The 15,773-nt window shown below is 64.7% G+C and carries 16 protein-coding genes and 1 pseudogene; 9 read left to right on the forward strand and 8 right to left on the reverse strand.

The genetic code is table 11. The annotated features are described in order from the left end of the window. Positions 1–330, reverse strand: a pseudogene (locus NO877_RS08270) (IS5/IS1182 family transposase); the annotation flags it as partial. Positions 331–374: 44 nt separating this feature from the next. On the opposite strand from NO877_RS08270, the gene NO877_RS08275 reads away from it, so the two are divergent. From NO877_RS08275 to NO877_RS08285, 3 genes are read left to right on the forward strand one after another with little or no spacing between them, the layout of a single operon-like run. After that, on the forward strand, positions 375–608 hold the full coding sequence (locus tag NO877_RS08275; RefSeq protein WP_256395861.1) for a hypothetical protein: 234 nt from the start codon (positions 375–377) through the stop codon (positions 606–608). Positions 609–653: 45 nt separating this feature from the next. Continuing rightward, the gene (locus tag NO877_RS08280) at positions 654–1,574 is read left to right on the forward strand and encodes an alpha/beta fold hydrolase (RefSeq protein ID WP_256395862.1); all 921 of its coding nucleotides are present in this window, start codon (positions 654–656) and stop codon (positions 1,572–1,574) included. A 60-nt stretch (positions 1,575–1,634) separates the two neighbouring features. Then, entirely contained in the window at positions 1,635–1,970 is a 336-nt protein-coding gene (locus NO877_RS08285; protein WP_256395863.1) for a DUF7113 family protein, read from the forward strand. A gap of 17 nt (positions 1,971–1,987) precedes the next feature. On the opposite strand, the gene NO877_RS08290 is transcribed toward NO877_RS08285, so the two are convergent. Beyond that, positions 1,988–3,721, reverse strand: coding sequence for a methyl-accepting chemotaxis protein (locus tag NO877_RS08290; RefSeq protein WP_256395864.1), 1,734 nt, complete (start codon positions 3,719–3,721; stop codon positions 1,988–1,990). A gap of 129 nt (positions 3,722–3,850) precedes the next feature. On the opposite strand from NO877_RS08290, the gene NO877_RS08295 reads away from it, so the two are divergent. Beyond that, positions 3,851–4,585 carry a DICT sensory domain-containing protein gene (locus NO877_RS08295; RefSeq protein ID WP_256395865.1) on the forward strand — a complete coding sequence of 245 codons (735 nt, stop codon included), beginning with the start codon at positions 3,851–3,853 and terminating at the stop codon, positions 4,583–4,585. Position 4,586: 1 nt separating this feature from the next. Here the strand turns inward: NO877_RS08295 and NO877_RS08300 are convergent, their stop codons facing one another. Continuing rightward, positions 4,587–5,867, reverse strand: a complete 1,281-nt coding sequence (locus NO877_RS08300) for a DNA double-strand break repair nuclease NurA (RefSeq protein WP_256395866.1) — start codon at positions 5,865–5,867, stop codon at positions 4,587–4,589. A gap of 117 nt (positions 5,868–5,984) precedes the next feature. On the opposite strand from NO877_RS08300, the gene NO877_RS08305 reads away from it, so the two are divergent. Continuing rightward, positions 5,985–6,455, forward strand: coding sequence for a hypothetical protein (locus NO877_RS08305; RefSeq protein WP_256395867.1), 471 nt, complete (start codon positions 5,985–5,987; stop codon positions 6,453–6,455). Positions 6,456–6,518: 63 nt separating this feature from the next. Next, positions 6,519–7,181, forward strand: coding sequence for an HAD family hydrolase (locus NO877_RS08310; protein ID WP_256395868.1), 663 nt, complete (start codon positions 6,519–6,521; stop codon positions 7,179–7,181). Between the two features lie 4 nt (positions 7,182–7,185). On the opposite strand, the gene NO877_RS08315 is transcribed toward NO877_RS08310, so the two are convergent. The 4 genes from NO877_RS08315 to nasA form a co-directional block, all read right to left on the reverse strand. Next, positions 7,186–7,671, reverse strand: coding sequence for a DUF7993 family protein (locus NO877_RS08315; protein WP_256395869.1), 486 nt, complete (start codon positions 7,669–7,671; stop codon positions 7,186–7,188). Positions 7,672–7,695: 24 nt separating this feature from the next. Beyond that, on the reverse strand, positions 7,696–8,145 hold the full coding sequence (locus tag NO877_RS08320; RefSeq protein ID WP_256395870.1) for a DUF2240 family protein: 450 nt from the start codon (positions 8,143–8,145) through the stop codon (positions 7,696–7,698). Between the two features lie 43 nt (positions 8,146–8,188). Then, positions 8,189–8,833, reverse strand: a complete 645-nt coding sequence (locus NO877_RS08325; RefSeq protein ID WP_256395871.1) for a molybdenum cofactor guanylyltransferase — start codon at positions 8,831–8,833, stop codon at positions 8,189–8,191. A 79-nt stretch (positions 8,834–8,912) separates the two neighbouring features. Beyond that, positions 8,913–11,057, reverse strand: coding sequence for an assimilatory nitrate reductase NasA (gene nasA / locus NO877_RS08330; protein WP_379827266.1), 2,145 nt, complete (start codon positions 11,055–11,057; stop codon positions 8,913–8,915). A 373-nt stretch (positions 11,058–11,430) separates the two neighbouring features. Between nasA and NO877_RS08335 the strand changes: the two genes are divergently transcribed. Both NO877_RS08335 and NO877_RS08340 read left to right on the forward strand, forming a co-directional pair. Then, positions 11,431–12,915 carry an ATP-binding protein gene (locus NO877_RS08335; protein ID WP_256395873.1) on the forward strand — a complete coding sequence of 495 codons (1,485 nt, stop codon included), beginning with the start codon at positions 11,431–11,433 and terminating at the stop codon, positions 12,913–12,915. Between the two features lie 12 nt (positions 12,916–12,927). Then, positions 12,928–13,806, forward strand: coding sequence for an MBL fold metallo-hydrolase (locus NO877_RS08340; protein ID WP_256396246.1), 879 nt, complete (start codon positions 12,928–12,930; stop codon positions 13,804–13,806). Between the two features lie 7 nt (positions 13,807–13,813). Here the strand turns inward: NO877_RS08340 and NO877_RS08345 are convergent, their stop codons facing one another. Beyond that, positions 13,814–14,242, reverse strand: a complete 429-nt coding sequence (locus NO877_RS08345; protein ID WP_256395874.1) for a VOC family protein — start codon at positions 14,240–14,242, stop codon at positions 13,814–13,816. Between the two features lie 311 nt (positions 14,243–14,553). Between NO877_RS08345 and glmU the strand changes: the two genes are divergently transcribed. Continuing rightward, positions 14,554–15,753: a bifunctional sugar-1-phosphate nucleotidylyltransferase/acetyltransferase gene (glmU, locus tag NO877_RS08350; RefSeq protein ID WP_256395875.1), complete on the forward strand. Its 1,200-nt coding sequence runs from the start codon at positions 14,554–14,556 to the stop codon at positions 15,751–15,753. Positions 15,754–15,773 lie beyond the last annotated feature (20 nt).

The raw sequence follows: 15,773 nt of genomic DNA on the forward strand, positions 1-15,773 counted from the left end.
ACCGACGTGTTCGAGGTCGGTGAGAAAGCGATCGACCGCGTCTCTCGACGGCGGTCGATCGAAGCCACAGCTCAGCCAGACGACCGTGTTTCGAAGCTCTCGTTCAACGGGACGAATGCCGTAGATGTCCTTGTAGTAGCAGTGGAGAAAGCCACGCATCATCTCTGGTGGCTCGTGTTCTCGTGTTCGCCCCGTCTTCGCCGGGGCGAACACATCGAACTCTTCGAGAAACTCGAAGGAAAGGTGCTCAAACAACGCTAGCGTCTCGGTCTCCACGACATTGAAGAACGACTCTACCGAAGGATCATCTTGCAGGGTCGCTGAACTCATTCCACCTCAGCGTTCACCCTGCTCTTTGGTGTGTTACTCGTTCTATGACACCCTCGAACCTCTTCGGCTATCTCGTCTGTGCAGTCGCCGACCCGAGCGAGGAACTCATCGAGGCCGCGATCGAGGAGTACACCGTCGCCGACCGCCGGACGAGCGTCTTCCCGCTGATCTACGATCTGGAGAGCGAAACGCTCCACCACCATCCCGTCCCGCGGCTGAAGGGACGCGGCTTCTACGAGAAACAGAAACTCGACGCCGAATCGCTGTTTTCGCTCTGAGCGACAGCCGTAGTGCTTAGGCCACCATCCCTCGTAGCGTGCAGTATGGGTTCGACGCTCGATGCCACTGTGCTGCCGGAGTCCGTCGGTGCGGAGTCGGTGTTCATCGACACGAATGGGGTCCGACTCCACACGGTCCAGGCGGGCCCCGAGGACGGCCCGCTCGTGGTCCTGCTGCATGGGTTTCCCGAGTGTTGGTACGGCTGGCACAGACAGCTCGGCCCGCTGGCGAAGGCGGGCTATCGCGTGGTCATCCCCGACCAGCGCGGCTACAACCTGAGCGACAAACCCGCAGGCGTTGCGAGCTACCGACTCGACGAGCTGGCCGCCGACATCGTCGGGCTGATCGACGCCTGCGGTCGGGAACAGGCCATCGTCGCGGGCCACGACTGGGGAGCCGCCGTCGCGTGGTGGCTCGGACTCGAATACCCCGACCGGCTTTCGCGGCTCTGTATCGTTAACGTCCCGCACCCGACCGTTTTCGAGGAGACGCTGCGGGAAGGGTGGAGCCAGCGACTGAAAAGCGCGTACTTCCTGTGGTTCCAACTCTCGATCCTCCCGGAGCTGACCACCCAACTCGGCGACTGGTGGATCGCGAGACGTGCCCTTGAGTCGACCAGCCGTCCCGGCACGTTCTCCAGGACCGATTTGGAGCGCTACCAACTGGCGTGGTCCCGACCGGGGGCGGCAACCGGGATGATCAACTGGTACCGGGCGGCGGTTCGCCACCGGCGACAGCCGGTCGACCCGCGGGTGTCGGTGCCGACGCTGGTGCTGTGGGGTGCCCGAGATCAGTTTTTACAACCCTCGATGGCCCGCGACAGCCGCAACTACTGCGAGGAGGGCGAGCTTCGGCTGGTCGAGGAAGCCAGCCACTGGATCCTCCACGAGGAGTCTGCCGTCGTCGTCGAAGCACTGTTGGAGTTCCTGCCGGAGCCGCCGGTGGCTCCCTCGACCCACGGCTGAGGCCACGGCGAACCACACCTGACCGCACTACCTTTTGTGTCTCGGCGACCTACGAGTGGTATGTTACTCGTTCGGGGCCACGGCGGTGGCACGGCGCTCACGGGAACGGTCTTCGAGCGTGGCGAAGAGCCGCCCTCTTATAAGGGCGCACCGGACGATGACGCCCCCTACGTGTGGGTGTGTGACTCGTTTTACGAGGTCGAAAGCGGCGGCTCGGCGATGGAGCTCGACGGCGAGGAGATCCGCGTGGCCTTCGAGTCGCCGATGCCTCGTGGCTTCGAGAGTCGCCAGCAGGCGCTGGATGCGGCCGACGAACACATCAAAACCCAGTTCGCCAGGATCGGCGTCGACCGCGAGACTGTCGAGATCGAAGTAGTGCCGACCGACCCGGCCTGACCGAGGAGAGTCAGCAGTCAGGCCTGGTCGATGCTGTCGACATCTGCCGACTCGTCTTCGGCCAGCCGGAACTGGCCGATCCGCTCGTAGAGCTCCTCGCTGGTCGAACTCAGATCGGTCGCGCGGTGGGCGACCTGGTCGGTCGCCATCGACTGCTGTTCGAGCCCTGCCGAAATCTGCTGGACCGACGTCGACAGCTCTTCGCTCATTGAGGCCGCCGAATCGATGGTCGCGCTGAACCCGTCCATGTTCTCGGCCTGGTTTTCGACGGCCTCGCTGACCTCCGCGGTGGCCGAGCTCACGCCCTCGACGGCCGCCTCGATCTCGTCGAGCTGGTCGACGACCGCCTCGACGGCGTCGGCCCCCTCGCTGACCTCCTCGTTGGTGTCGGCGATCTGATCGGCGACTTCGGCAGTCTGGTCTTGGGCGTCGGTGATGATCGTCTCGATGGCGGCCGCCGACTTCTTGGACTTCTCGGCGAGGCTCTTGACCTCGTCGGCGACCACGGCGAAGCCGTCGCCCTCCTCGCCCGCGCGGGCGGCCTCGATCGAGGCGTTGAGCGCCAGGAGATTGGTCTGCTCGGCGATATCGCTGATCACATCGAGGGCCTCACCGACTTCCTCCATCTGGGATTCGAGGGTTCGGATCTCCGCGGTGATCTCCGAGGTGGCGTCGGTCGCCGACCGAATCCGATCGACCGCGTCGGTTCCCTCCTCGACGCCGTCGACTGCGAGCTTGCTCGCCTCCGAAGTCTCGGCGTCGATCTCCTGGACCGAGGCGGTGATCTCCTCGATGGTCGCAGTGAGGTTTGAGACCGCCAGCTCGGCCTCGTCGGTCTGTGCGGCCAGCTCCTGGGAGCCGTCGGCCATCTCCTCGGTCGACTGGCTGATCTCCTCGATGGAGGCGGTGACTTCCTCGCTGTTGGCACTAAGCTCCTGGCTCGTGTCGTCGAGGTCGTCGGCCAGCAGCGTCAGCCGCGAGAGCACCGACTGGTAGTTGTCGATCGCGGTCGTCAGGTGGGCGTTGAGCTGGGTGAACTGCTCGTAGACGGTGATCATCGCCTCGAAGTCGGCATCCGGCTCCGGAACGGGGGAATCGAGGGTGAGATCGCCTTCGGCGAGTCGGACGAGCTTGTCCTGGAGGTCCGAAATCACCAGCTCCTGGTAGGCCTCCAGCTGGGCGGTCTTCCGTTCCTCGCGGGCTTTTTCCGTGATGTCGCTGGCCGTCTCCATCGCCCCGACGATCTCGCCGCTGTCGTCTCGGAACGGCGTGACCGTCCGGCTGAGGGTGCGTTCGGTCCCCTCGCTCTCGATCGTCTCCCGACGCTCGGTGATCGCCTCGCCCGCATCGAGGACGCCTTCGGCGAGCGGCTCGCCGCCGTGGACTGCGGCGGGCGGGGCTCCGAGCGCCTCGGATTCGCTCACCTCGAAGACCGAACAGGCGTTGCTGTTGATGTGTGACACTACCCCCGAACTGTCGATTACGAGTGTTGGCTCTGGCAAGCCATTGAGAACGTTCTCCAGGAGTCGGTCCGCAGCCATCGTGTCGATCGTATCGCTGTCGGGAGCCGACTGCTCGTCGCCGATCGGCGACCGCGATGGGTCGAGGCCCGCCTCCGACCCGTGGGGGCCGCTCGGTTGTGTCGAGAGGTCCGTCCACTCAACCGAATCCGACGTGCCCGAATCGTCCGTGGCTTCCGCATCGTCCTGCTCGGTACCTGCGACCACAAGTCGGTTGAGTAAGCGCTTCATATTTGGTAATCAATACCACCGAATAATAAATATTAGGTATAATCGACTCTTTGAATTCCGTTAATTTGTCAGACCGCCGTATTACTGCTGAGAAATTTTTATCTACTCAGACAAAAAACACGTATGTATATGGCCCTCTCGGAGATCATCGAGTTCGTCAAACGAAACGAGAAAACGCTTGTCGTGTTCAATCCCCCGGCCGACAGCACGCTCGTTTCCGATCTCCAGGAGTACTTCACGACCCAGAACGTCGTCGTGACAGGTCAGCGAACGGCCTCCGGGGAGCCAGAGGGCGTGGTCGTCCTCCAGCTCAACGACGAGGTGTTGGCGGCGGTCCCGGCCGAACAGCTCGACGAGCTGTTGGCGGGCGGCGCACTCCGGAACCGCGGGGTCGGCATCGACGACACCGACTACCACGAGATCCTCCAGCATCTCAAGGAGACGACGTTCACCTCCTACGACAAGGGCCAGATGATCTCGATCTCCCACGAGATCGAAGACAGAGCCCTGCGAGTCGACGGCGGCCAGCTGTATGCCGGGTTTCAGTACGCCTCGAAGCTCCTCGATCAGCGGCAACTCTACGAGCAGCTGGCGACGACGGCAGTCGACATTCACACCTTTGGAGTCCCGGACGAGCCGACAGTCGACATCGACGGCGTCACATATCACGCCGAGGACGCCGAGGAGATCGAACGCTCGTGGTTCGTCGTCTTCGACGGCGACGGCGACGATCGCTACAAGACCGCGCTGCTTGCGACCGAACGGGCCCCCAACCGGTTTTACGGCTTCTGGACGGACGACCCGGGTATCGTCGACCGGATCGGCGGCCATCTCGACGACGCCTACCTCAAGGCGCGACCGTAGCTCAGATCTCCTCGCCCGCCCACCGGATCGAATCGTAGGTCCGGAGCTGGTCGGTGCCGAACTGGCTCTCGAACTTCCGGCGGAGCGACGTTTTTTCGGCCGCACTGATCCGGGCGAGTTCGTCGGCTTTGGCGACCGCACGGGGCGGGCCGCGCTCGGCGGCGACCTCCGAGAGGACCTGGGTGGTGAGCCGCTGTCGGACCTCGGCGTCCCGCGTCACCGCATAGGGCGCTTCGAGCTTGTAACAGATGTCGTGACGCGGATCGTAGACGATACAGAAGGTGACCTCATACAGTTCGGGATCGAGCCTGCGGTCGACGCCCAGCGCGTCGCCCGCGGCGGCCATCGTCCCGTCGGGGCCACCGCGTGAGACGAACCACGAGGTGAAGGTGAGTTCGTCGGTCCGACGATTCTCGGCCGTCCGGGCGGCCGCAGCGTCGGCGGGCTGGTGGTGGCGTTCGAGCAATCGCGTAAAAAAGGCGGTGTCGTCGGGCCACGGCGCTTCGAATCCCAGTTCCTTGTTGGCGATCGTGCTCGTGATCACGCGGGCGGAGGGGTTTTTGACGAACCCGACGATGGGCACGTCCCGGTCGACGAAGCGCTCAACCAGTCGGACGTACTGTTCAAGGACGCGCTTGGGCCGGGCCTCGTAGGTCAGCTCTTCGAGTTCCGGCGTCCGGTCCCGCCACGTCAGGATTTCCTTCGGGTAGAGCGGGCCATCCAGGATCAGGAGATCGTCGACCTTGTCGGCGTGTTCCAGGGCGTGGTTGCCCTCGGCGAAATAGAGGGCGAGGGCGTGGACGACCGCCTCGGCGTATTTGTTGACCTGTGGGGCCCGGATGAGGCGGTAGCGACTGTGGCCCGCGTCGTAGTCGACCCACTGGCCGTCGGCGACCTGCGTCGAGTCGTTGGTGTGGGCGGTCGCCACGATGGTTCGCTTCCGGTGGGTCGAGACCTGCGAGGGCTCGACGCCCATCGCGGCGTGGGCGAGATCCAGCACCAGGCCGTTTTTAAATGCAGTCGGATTGATCGTTCCTGAGTCGATGCCGTGGACCGTCGGGAACGGCCGTTCGGCGAGTGCGATATCCTCGATGTCGACACACTGGAGCTGCTGGTCGCCGAGCGGTTCGATCACCCGCTTTCCGCGGGTGTCGACCAGCGGATCGAGCCACCCCTCCCAGACGGTAGTGGCGAACTGCTCGTGGTCGCTGTCGTCGGCCGTCTCGGCGACCGACCCCGCGAGTCGGGCGATGGCCTCGACGTGGATCGGATCGAGCGTCACACCTAAGGCGGCGTGGGCCACTGGCAAAAACTGATTGGTCGGGTGGGGTGGAGGTCGGCGGCAGTCGACTATTTGACTCTCCGACAGCTATAAAATGACAGTTGTTCATCAGGAACTATGCCCTCTCGTCGACGGGTACTCGCTGGACTCGCGGCCGGACCGGCGGCGCTGGCGGGCTGTCTCGGGGACGACGATCTCATCGCCCGCTGTTCGAGCCGTGGACGGGGAAGCGGCTCACAACACCTCAGAGGAGTGTCCCCCATACGGGGAGCCACGCAGGTCGCACTCGGTATCGTCGTCTCGTCGGAGGCGACCGAGAGCGATAGCTACCGGTTCATCGAAATACGCGACCGTGACGACGAACTCGTCGGCTCGATCCCGCTCGACGACAATCGGGACATGAGCAGACTCGACAGCGACCAGTTCTCGATATCCGGCGCACAGAACGGCGAAGTCTATGCGTTTCCGCTCGATCGACCGCCTGTTCACGGCGCGTACACGGTCTCACTTATAAACAGCTCCGAGGCGTCGGTTGCGACCGCGAGGCTGCGGTTCAACTGCTACTCCCAAGACGGCTCGCTTCCGTAGGTATGCTACCGGCCGAGGAGACGAGTCGCTACTCTCAAACCAGTGGAATCCAAACGGTCGGCTATGTCGATACGGGGGGTCGCCTTCGACCTCGATTACACCCTTGCGGTGACGACGAAAGACCGGGATTCGATCCTCGCAGACGCGGTTGCGACGGTCGACGGTCCGGAGATCAGCCGTGAGGAGTATCTGACGGCCCACCGGAACCACCTGACCACCGAGAGCCGCGCCCCAATCTTCGCCGAGCTACTGGCGGACAACGGCAGCGACGTCGACCCGGAATCGATGGCGACCGCCTACCGCGATGAGATCGCCGACTCGATCGAACCCCTGGAGGGCGTCGAGGAGTTCATCGCCGAGCTCCGATCCCGATACCGAGTGGGCCTGCTGACCAACGGCTCGGTGCTCGCCCAGCGCTCGAAGATCGAACACCTCGGCTGGGAGGAGCTGTTCGACACCACGCTCGTCACCGGCGAACTCCCGGCCGGGAAACCCAACGCCGCCGCCTTCGAGGCACTGCTCGATGGGCTCGGGACCGACGCGAGCGAGACCGTCTACATCGGCGATACACCCCTGGACGATATCGAGGGCGCGACCGAATCGGGACTGTACGCGATCCAGGTGCTGTTCGACGGCGGCCCGGACCGCGACCGGCGGGCCGACGCCTACATCGACCGGGACCGACTGATACGGGATCTGCCAGCCGTCCTGGACTCCCTCGGCTGATTCGTTAAGACGACCCGGTCGAATCGCCGATCGCCGCGACGACCTTTTTAAATACAGGGATAACGCGTTTGGCGTCCGCACCGTCCTCGACGAAGGCGAGCGTCCGCGGCGGGTCGACCGCCTTCGGCCGGACCCTGAGGCCCATCTCATCGTCGGTAACGGTGGCCTCCGCGGCCGCATCGGCGGCCACGTCGGGGGCGACAACGAACTCCACGCGGGCGCGTTCGGGCTGGACGAACACCTCGGCGAGAGTCGTCCGCTCGGTGTCGACGCTCTCGTCGATGGTTGTCTGTCCGCGGTCACCGACAGCGATTGCATCGGAGTCGGCAACGTAGGCGACGCGGTAGGCGAGCGCGCCGTCGGCGGTCGGCTCGACATCGGGGTCGGCGTCGGCGACGACCACCTGGGCGAGGGCCTCGCGGTCGCCGGTGAGTTCGGAGGCGACCAGTTGGGCGATGCGCGTCCCGTCGCGGAGTCGGTCCTGGACCATGTCGGAACCAATCGGTCGGCCGACTTAAGCCCCTTCGAGTTCCGCCCGGACGGTCTCGGCGATCTCCGCACAGTCGATGCCGTTGCGCCGGGCGACGAGCACTGCCGCCGCTTCGAGGGTGATGCCGAGCCGCCGCTGGGTGTCGTTGGTCTCGGCGACTGCCGTCTGTTTGCTCAGCCCACCGGCGACCATCCCATCGAGCAGCTGTTCGAACGTCGACTGCTCGCGGAGGATGTCGGTATCGGGAGTGAATCCCTCTGGAATTTCGACTGCGTCGACATCGAACGTCGGCTGGAGGTCGCCGTCGTCGTTGTTGAGCAGCCCCCGGCCGACCGCGACGTCGACCAGCCGTTTGGCCTGATCGGGCGAGAACCACTCCCGGTCTAAGGAGAGCGCGACGACGAACTCGCCTTCCCCCAGCGTGCGGGTTCCCTGCTGGCGGAAGGGCACGGCAACGGCGACCTGGAGACTCATACAGGGAGGCCGGTCGACAGGAAACTAAAACTTCCGACGTTGGCTAGCTATCGCGGGCTGCCGCCAGATCGTCGTGGGTGTTGATATTCCGAAACGCCGTGGGATCGATGTGGGCACGGACAATGCGCTCGGGGAGGGTGTGGGGGTCGACTGCCGAAATAAACGCGTCGAGTCGGTCGGCGCCGGTGGCTTCGGCCTCCCGACAGGCCGCCGCAGCCGCCCGGACGTGGACGACTGCGGGAAACGGCTGGAGCCGCCCCTCGAACCGGGCGACTGCGCCCGTCCGGTTTTTGGCTCGCGTAAAGAGGAAATCGAGAAAGGCCGCCGGGATCGACGGCATATCACAGGGGAGGACCGCCGCGTAGGTCGCCGTCGACTCCGCCAGCGCGGTGCGAAGGCCGACCAGCGGCCCGCGGTCGGGGACCCGGTCGATCGCGAAGCGGATCGGAAACTCCGAGAGCACCTCGGCGAAGGCCTCCCGCTGATCCCGTCGGCAGTTGACGATCAGCTCGTCGGCGGTCGGCGCGACCGAGTCGACCGCGTGCCACAACAGCGGCTTGCCATCCAGTGGAGCCAACGCCTTGTCGACGGTCGGGAACCGATTCGACCGGCCGCCCGCGAGCACGATACCCGCCCGGCCGGTGTCGGCGTCCGTCTGGTGGCGTCCGGCGGCTGTGTCCTCACTCATTCGTGGGGGAGTCGGCGGCGGTTGTTGGCGATCGATACTGACTGGCAGCAGCATCCGGCTGTCGGGCGACACATCGTAATCAGTCGGCCCCCGCTGTCGGCGGTTCGGTCGGCGGCGTCTCGCCGCTGCGGTCCTTGACGGTACGGCCGGAATCAGCGTCGGTCTCGACCAGCCGCGCCGCACACTGCTTGAAGTTCGGCTCCTTGGACTGCGGGTCGACCGCCGGATGGGTGAGCCGGTTGGCCGCCGGATGGTGGATCGGGAGCCAGACCATCCCCTCAGGCACCGCTTCGTCGGGGTCGACGACCGCGAGCGCCGACCCCCGTGGCGTCTCGATCCGCAACGAGTCCCTGCCGCCGGTTTCGGCCGGGATCGTCTCGGGGTTGATCCGGGCGACGATGTGGTCGGCATCGTCGCCGACTGCCTTCCGGGACCGAATCCCCGTGTTGTAGCCGTCGGCCTCGCGGCCGGTGGTCAGCGTCAGCGGATACGACGCGCTCGGCGGTTCGGGCAGCTCTGGGTCCGGCGCGGTCGAAAACCGCGCCCGACCGGACTCGGTCTCGAAGGACCACGTATCACCGACGATCTCGGCGTCGGGATCGTAGTAGCGGTAGTCGCCTGACTCGCCGAGCGCCGGGGCAGGCCAGCGCACGGCGTGTTCGGCCTCCAGGCGCTCGTAGCTGATGCCCGAACAGTCGGCTTTCGTTCCCTCAGTGAGGGCGGCGAACTCGTCGAAGACGTCGCTCGGCTCGGGCGTCGGCTCCGAAATCGCATCGGGAGCCAGCCGATTGCCGATTGTACAGATGATATCGAGGTCCGTCCGCACGCCGGGCGGGAGCTCCGTGGCTCGCCGGACGCGGGAGACGGTGCGTTCCATGTTCATCGTCGTCCCCTCGGATTCGCCCCACGTCGCCGCCGGGAGGACGACATCGGCGTACGCCATCGTCTCCGTTTTAAACGAGTCCTGGACGATGACGAACGCCTCTTCCAGCCGCTCGCGGACGGGATTCGTATCGGGCATCCCGACGATCGGGTTCGTTGCGACGGTCCACAGGACGTCGGGACCGTCGTTGACCATCTCGACCGGGCCGGGGCCAGTGTCGTCGGGGAGCCGCGAGACGGGGACGGTCCACGCGTCGGCGACGAACTGGCGCTCGGCGGGGTCGGTGTACTCGCGGTGGCCGGGCCACGACCCCTTCGAAGAGCAGACCCGCGTTCCCATCGAGTTGGCCTGTCCAGTGAGCGAGAACGGTCCGCATCCGGGCCCCATGTTACCGGTCGCCAGACAGAGATCGATCAACGCCCCCGCGCTTGCCGTGCCGCGAACGCTCTGATTGATCCCCATTCCCCAGTAGATCAGGGTGTTCTGCTCGAAGGCAGCAGCCAGTTCGTCGACCTGATCCATCGACACCCCGGCCCGCTCGACCGACTTCTCGACCGGCGGGAGGGAGTCCCGAACGCTCTCGAACCCCTCGGTGTGGGCCTCGATGAATTCCTCGTCGACGCGGTCGGTCTCGATCAGACGCGCGAGGACGGCATTGGCCAGCGCGAGGTCGCCGCCCGGCACAGTGGCGACGTGACCGTCGGCGTTTTCGGCGGTCTCGCTCTCGACAGGGTCGACCACGAGGAGTTCCGACTCCTCGGCGTCGGCCGATTCCCTGATCCACCGGAACATCACAGGGTGGGCGACCGCGGGGTTGGCTCCCCAGACGAGGTGGGTCTCGGCGGCGGGGATGTCGTCGTAGGTCGGTGGCGGGGCGTCGCTGCCGAAGGCGTCGTAGTAGGCGGTCACCGCCGAGGCCATACAGAGGGTCGTGTTGGCGTCGTAGTTCCGGGTGCCGAGGCCGCCGCGGGCCAGCTTCCCGAGAGCGTAGGCGGCCTCGATGGTCTGTTGGCCGCTGCCCATGATCGCCACGTTGTTCGGGTCGACTGCCCGGGCGTCTTCGATGGCCTCGGTCGCGCGGTCGAGGGCGTCCTCCCACGTCGCTCGAACGAGCTCGCCGTCCTTGCGGACGAGCGGGCGAGTCAGCCACTCACCCTCTGGGTTGGCCGTCTCGTTGATCCCGCGCCCGCAGGCGAGCCCGCGGTTGACCGGATGGGCCGCATCGCCCCGAACCGTATCGAGGCCGTAGCCCTGGTCGACGCCGTGGGTGACGTGCCCACAGCCGACCGCACACCGCATACAGGTAGTCGGGACCGGATCGCTCACCGAACCACCACCCATGAAGGACCGTGACGTAGTTGTGACCGTGTGTGTGACATCCGAGCTAAAAACATACTGGATTTCACTCTTAATCGATTAGATCTGTGTGTTTGCACCGGTAAAACCTTGATCGTTGAACTAACGAAGATCTCGACTTCGTTAGTGGACAGGCGTCCTATATACTATGGGATATAATGGCCTTATATTTGTCAACCGGGATTTATCGCCCCGTAAAACGTGACGTCCGTCGATGTTTTTTGTCCGGCTACACAGTTTTGTATGTCAGTCGGGTGTGGGGCGGCGCGCGTGAGACCGGTCGACTGTGGCAGCGACGGGAGCGACCGATGCGAGCGGTTCGACGGTCTTAAGCGACCGTAGTTCCAATCTGTGTGGGATGAGTGACCCGGCTTTGGACGTGGTCGAGTTCGTCCTGACGACCCAGCTGTATAACGACGATCGGTCGTTGGACGAAAACGATCTTCCGCCCCGGTTCAGACAGGTGTTTTGGACCGAGCGCAGTTCGTCCGATGAGACCGACCAATCGACAGCACCGGAGCCACAGCCACCGGGCGGTATCGAGCGCCCACTGCGGGCCACGGAGTCGGTAATCCGCACCGCAACCGGCGTCGAACGGCCATGGGAGGCCGTTTCCGATCTCTTGTTTACCCAACGCGAGGAGTTCTCCAACGAAACCTCCTTGACACAGCCCGAGATGGCCATCGAGTGGTACCTAGAGCGGGCCGACGACGAGCGGCTCCGCACGAACCCGACGATTGCCGCCGCGATCGAAAACAAGCCCTCGGTCGAGGTTAGCTACGAGCAGGCCCGACAGAACAACCGGCCGATCCAGGCCGACCGCGTCTGGATCGACGCGCTGCTCTCCCAATATTTCGACGAGGACGACGACGCCGAGATGCTGGATCTCGTGCAGGTCAGAGCACCAGAAGAGATCGAGATGCAGCTCGACGACCTGGTGTTGACCGCCGACCAGGAAGGCGAGATCCAGAAGATCGTCAAGGCGATCGAACACAGGGATTATCTGGCCTCGATCGGCCTCCGTGAGATCGGTAAACTGCTGTTCGTCGGTCCGCCAGGAACCGGCAAGACAACCATCTCTCGGGCGCTGGCCCACGAGCTCGGCCTGCCCTTTGTCGAGGTCAAGCTCTCGATGATCACCAGCCAGTATCTCGGCGAGACGGCCAAAAACGTCGAGAAAACCTTCGAAGTCGCCAAACGACTCTCGCCGTGTATCCTGTTTATCGACGAGTTCGACTCGGTCGCCAAAACCCGGCGGTCGGACGAACACGCCGCGCTCAAGCGGGCGGTCAACACCCTGCTGAAGTCGATCGACGATATCTCGCTGATCCGCGACGAGGTGCTGTTGATCGGTGCGACCAACCACCCCGACCAGCTCGATGCGGCGGCCTGGCGGCGGTTCGACGAGATCGTCAACTTCCCCAAGCCCGACCGGGGGATGCGGGCCGATATCCTCGAAGTCGTCACCAAGCAGATGGAGATCGCCGACTTCGATCCCGACGAAGTCGCGAGCCAGACCGAGGGGCTGACCGGCAGCGACCTCCGAATGGTGCTCCGCGAGGCCGTCCTGGAAGCCCTCACAGAAGAACGAATGGAGCTCACCCAGCAGGATCTGATGGACGCGGTCGCCGACTTCGAGGAGCGGGACAACCTCAAAAACATGGACATGATCGACGGCGACGGGGCGGCACTCACCGGGAGCGGCAGCGGCCACGATCACGACGAGCATGATCACGACCACGATCACGACGGCCACGAAGACGGCGACGAATCGACGGCCGACACCGCCTCGAAGGGCGACCAACAGGCCGTCGACGCCAAGCCGCAGGATCAGGCCCACTGAGCACAGATGGCGATCCGGGTCACGCTGTTGGGAACGGGCGATACGACGGGGACGCCGACAGTCGGCTGTGACTGCGAGACCTGTGGGGCGGCCAGGGAGCGCGGCGTCGAGCGGAGCCGGTTTTCGGTCCACGTCGAAAACGAACGCACCGACGAATCGATCCTGATCGACTTCAGCCCGGATTTCCGCCACCAGTTTCTCACCCACGACGTCGACCTGCCCGACGCGGCGGTCATCACCCACATCCATTTCGACCATATCGACGGGTTAGGCAATGCCTACCGGGTGTTCGACTCGCTACCAGTCTACGCGGCCGACGAGGTCGACCCCCAGACTGGCGAGTCGGTCGCCGACACGGTTCGAGACAAGTACGACTATCTCGACACTGTCACGGTCCACGATGTCACGCCCTTCGAGCCGATAGAGGTCTGTGGATTGGAGTTGACGTTCGTCCCGGTCGACCACCCGCCGCTGGTCTGTTACGGACTGGTGATCGAAGATCCACAGACGGGGGCGAAACTCTCGCTGTCGGGCGACACCAGCTACGACGTGCCCGAGGAGTCCCGTCAGCAGCTCCGCGATCCGGACCTATTTCTCGTAGACGGGATCGTTCCCGCCTCGCTGTGTGAGTACCATCCGATCGGCGGCGCGGACCACGACGCCGACGGCGTGCCGCGAACGTTCGGCACCAAACACATGACCCGCGAGGGCGCGCTCTCGCTGGCGGCCGATCTCGATGCCGAGACCACACGGCTCGTTCACACGGCCCACTACTACCCGGCCGACGAGGCCTTCGAAGAGCCGCTGGCGGTCGACGGCGAGCAGTACCGGCTTGATGAGTCGGGGGTCACGCGGCTCGATACGGACGCTGACCCCCGATTCGACCAGTAGGAAGAGGCTACTCCGCTCCGAGTTCGAGGATTTCGATGAGGTTCTCCTCCGGGTCGCGGAGGAACAGGATTCGGGTGCCGGTTTCGGTGGTCTGCGGCGGGCTCAGTGTGTCGACGCTTGACGGCAACTCGTTATAAAAGGCGTCGAGATCCGCGACTTCGAGGCCGAGATGTGTCGCGCCTGCGTCATTGAGCTGTGGCGTCGGCAGTCCCTCGGCAGGCGGTTCGTACTCGACGAGTTCGATCCGGGCCGAGCCGCCGTCGAGATGGGCGAAGTGGGCGCTCGCGCCCTCGATGCCGACGCCGGTTTCGAAGGCCTCTCCGGCAACCTCGAACCTGGCGACAACCGAGAGTCCGAGAATGTCGCGGTAAAAGTCGATTGCACGGTCGAGATCGCTGACAGTAACGCCGACGTGATGCGTCTGTAAATCGGGCATATATGATTTCTCCGGGCGAGCATCCAAAACGCTTCGACCGACGCGGGCCGGTAAGCAGTGACTACTGCCGTCGGGTGTCGGCGATCCAATAGCAGCGGGGGCCATGTACTGCGACCGAGCATCAACTCGTGTGGCTATCGGCTGGCTAACAAAGCAGTCGATCACCCGACGACGAGGTATGGCTTCGCAACGGGCGTTGCGGCAGTTCGAACCGATCTATCGATCTTCCATCCCCCAAGAGTCACCGACGAGAGTGCGGTGAGCCGCTCGCAACCAGAATCACTTTGGGCCCACTCCAAACACCTCATACTATGCAAACAGTCGTCCTTGCGGCGGGCGAAGGGACGCGAATGCGTCCGTTGACCGCCGCCCAACCGAAACCGATGTTGCCGGTGGCGGGGAAACCGCTGCTCGAACACACCCTCGATCGCGCGGTCGAGGCCGGAGCCGACCGGCTGATCGTCGTCGTCGGCTACGAGTCCGACCGCGTCCAGGACCATTTCGGCAGTCACCACGGCGGGGTCGATCTCGAATACGCCGTCCAGGAACAACAGCGCGGCACCGCCGACGCCGTCAGCGCGGCCGCCCCGCTGCTCGACGACGAGGCCTTCGTCGTGCTCAACGGTGATGCGCTGTACGATCCGGCCTCCCTTGAGACGCTGTACAGCAACGGGCCAGCAGTCGGCTCCTACCGGGTCGACAACCCCAGCGCCTACGGTGTCCTCCAACTCGCCGACGATGACGACACCCGAATCACCGGCGTCGTCGAGAAACCGGCCACTCCCGAGTCGAACCTGATCAACACCGGTGCGTACGTCTTCCCGGCCGCCGCCCAGGAGCTGCTCGGCGTCGAGACCTCCGAACGCGGCGAACTGGAGCTGACCGACGTCCTGGAGGCGGTCTGCAACCAGTTTTCGGTCACTGCCGTCCCCTTCGACCGCTGGCTCGATGTCGGCCGCCCATGGGAGCTACTGGCGGCCAACGAGTGGCTCCTGGAGTCGTTGTCGACCCGACTCGACGGCGAGGTCCACGACGGGGCGGACCTCAGCGGCCCGGTTGTCGTCGAGGAGGGCGCGACAGTCAAATCCGGCGTCTGTATCGAGGGACCGGTCTACGTCGACAGCGGGGCGACCGTGGGGCCGAACGCCTACGTTCGGGGGTCGACGTATCTCGGTCCCGGTGCCAAAGTCGGCAACGCGGTCGAGGTGAAAAACAGCATCCTCATGGCCGAGGCGACGGTTGGCCATCTCTCTTATGTGGGCGACAGCGTGCTGGGCCAACGGGTCAACTTCGGTGCGGGAACCAAGGTGGCGAACCTCAGACACGACGGCGAGGCCGTCCGGCTCACGGTGAAAGGCGAGCGGGTGTCGACCGGTCGGCGTAAGCTCGGTGTAATCGTCGGCGACGACGCCAAAACGGGGATCAACACCAGTCTGAATGCGGGTGTCGTCCTCGGAACCGGGATGACGACCCAGCCTGGCGAAGTCCTCACCCACGACCGCTGGGAGTAGTCGCTGTCTCCCAGCCGAGC

Source organism: Halohasta litorea, from assembly GCF_024494645.1.
Taxonomy (GTDB): Archaea; Halobacteriota; Halobacteria; order Halobacteriales; family Haloferacaceae; genus Halohasta; species Halohasta litorea.

Bases quoted from the DNA above. Each gene is read 5' to 3' on its own strand.
- NO877_RS08275 (WP_256395861.1), top strand. From the start codon at position 375: ATGACACCCTCGAACCTCTTCGGCTATCTCGTCTGTGCAGTCGCCGAC.
- NO877_RS08280 (WP_256395862.1), top strand. From the start codon at position 654: ATGGGTTCGACGCTCGATGCCACTGTGCTGCCGGAGTCCGTCGGTGCG.
- NO877_RS08285 (WP_256395863.1), top strand. From the start codon at position 1,635: ATGTTACTCGTTCGGGGCCACGGCGGTGGCACGGCGCTCACGGGAACG.
- NO877_RS08290 (WP_256395864.1), bottom strand. From the start codon at position 3,721: ATGAAGCGCTTACTCAACCGACTTGTGGTCGCAGGTACCGAGCAGGAC.
- NO877_RS08295 (WP_256395865.1), top strand. From the start codon at position 3,851: ATGGCCCTCTCGGAGATCATCGAGTTCGTCAAACGAAACGAGAAAACG.
- NO877_RS08305 (WP_256395867.1), top strand. From the start codon at position 5,985: ATGCCCTCTCGTCGACGGGTACTCGCTGGACTCGCGGCCGGACCGGCG.
- NO877_RS08310 (WP_256395868.1), top strand. From the start codon at position 6,519: ATGTCGATACGGGGGGTCGCCTTCGACCTCGATTACACCCTTGCGGTG.
- NO877_RS08315 (WP_256395869.1), bottom strand. From the start codon at position 7,671: ATGGTCCAGGACCGACTCCGCGACGGGACGCGCATCGCCCAACTGGTC.
- NO877_RS08320 (WP_256395870.1), bottom strand. From the start codon at position 8,145: ATGAGTCTCCAGGTCGCCGTTGCCGTGCCCTTCCGCCAGCAGGGAACC.
- NO877_RS08325 (WP_256395871.1), bottom strand. From the start codon at position 8,833: ATGAGTGAGGACACAGCCGCCGGACGCCACCAGACGGACGCCGACACC.
- nasA (WP_379827266.1), bottom strand. From the start codon at position 11,057: ATGGGTGGTGGTTCGGTGAGCGATCCGGTCCCGACTACCTGTATGCGG.
- NO877_RS08335 (WP_256395873.1), top strand. From the start codon at position 11,431: ATGAGTGACCCGGCTTTGGACGTGGTCGAGTTCGTCCTGACGACCCAG.
- NO877_RS08345 (WP_256395874.1), bottom strand. From the start codon at position 14,242: ATGCCCGATTTACAGACGCATCACGTCGGCGTTACTGTCAGCGATCTC.
- glmU (WP_256395875.1), top strand. From the start codon at position 14,554: ATGCAAACAGTCGTCCTTGCGGCGGGCGAAGGGACGCGAATGCGTCCG.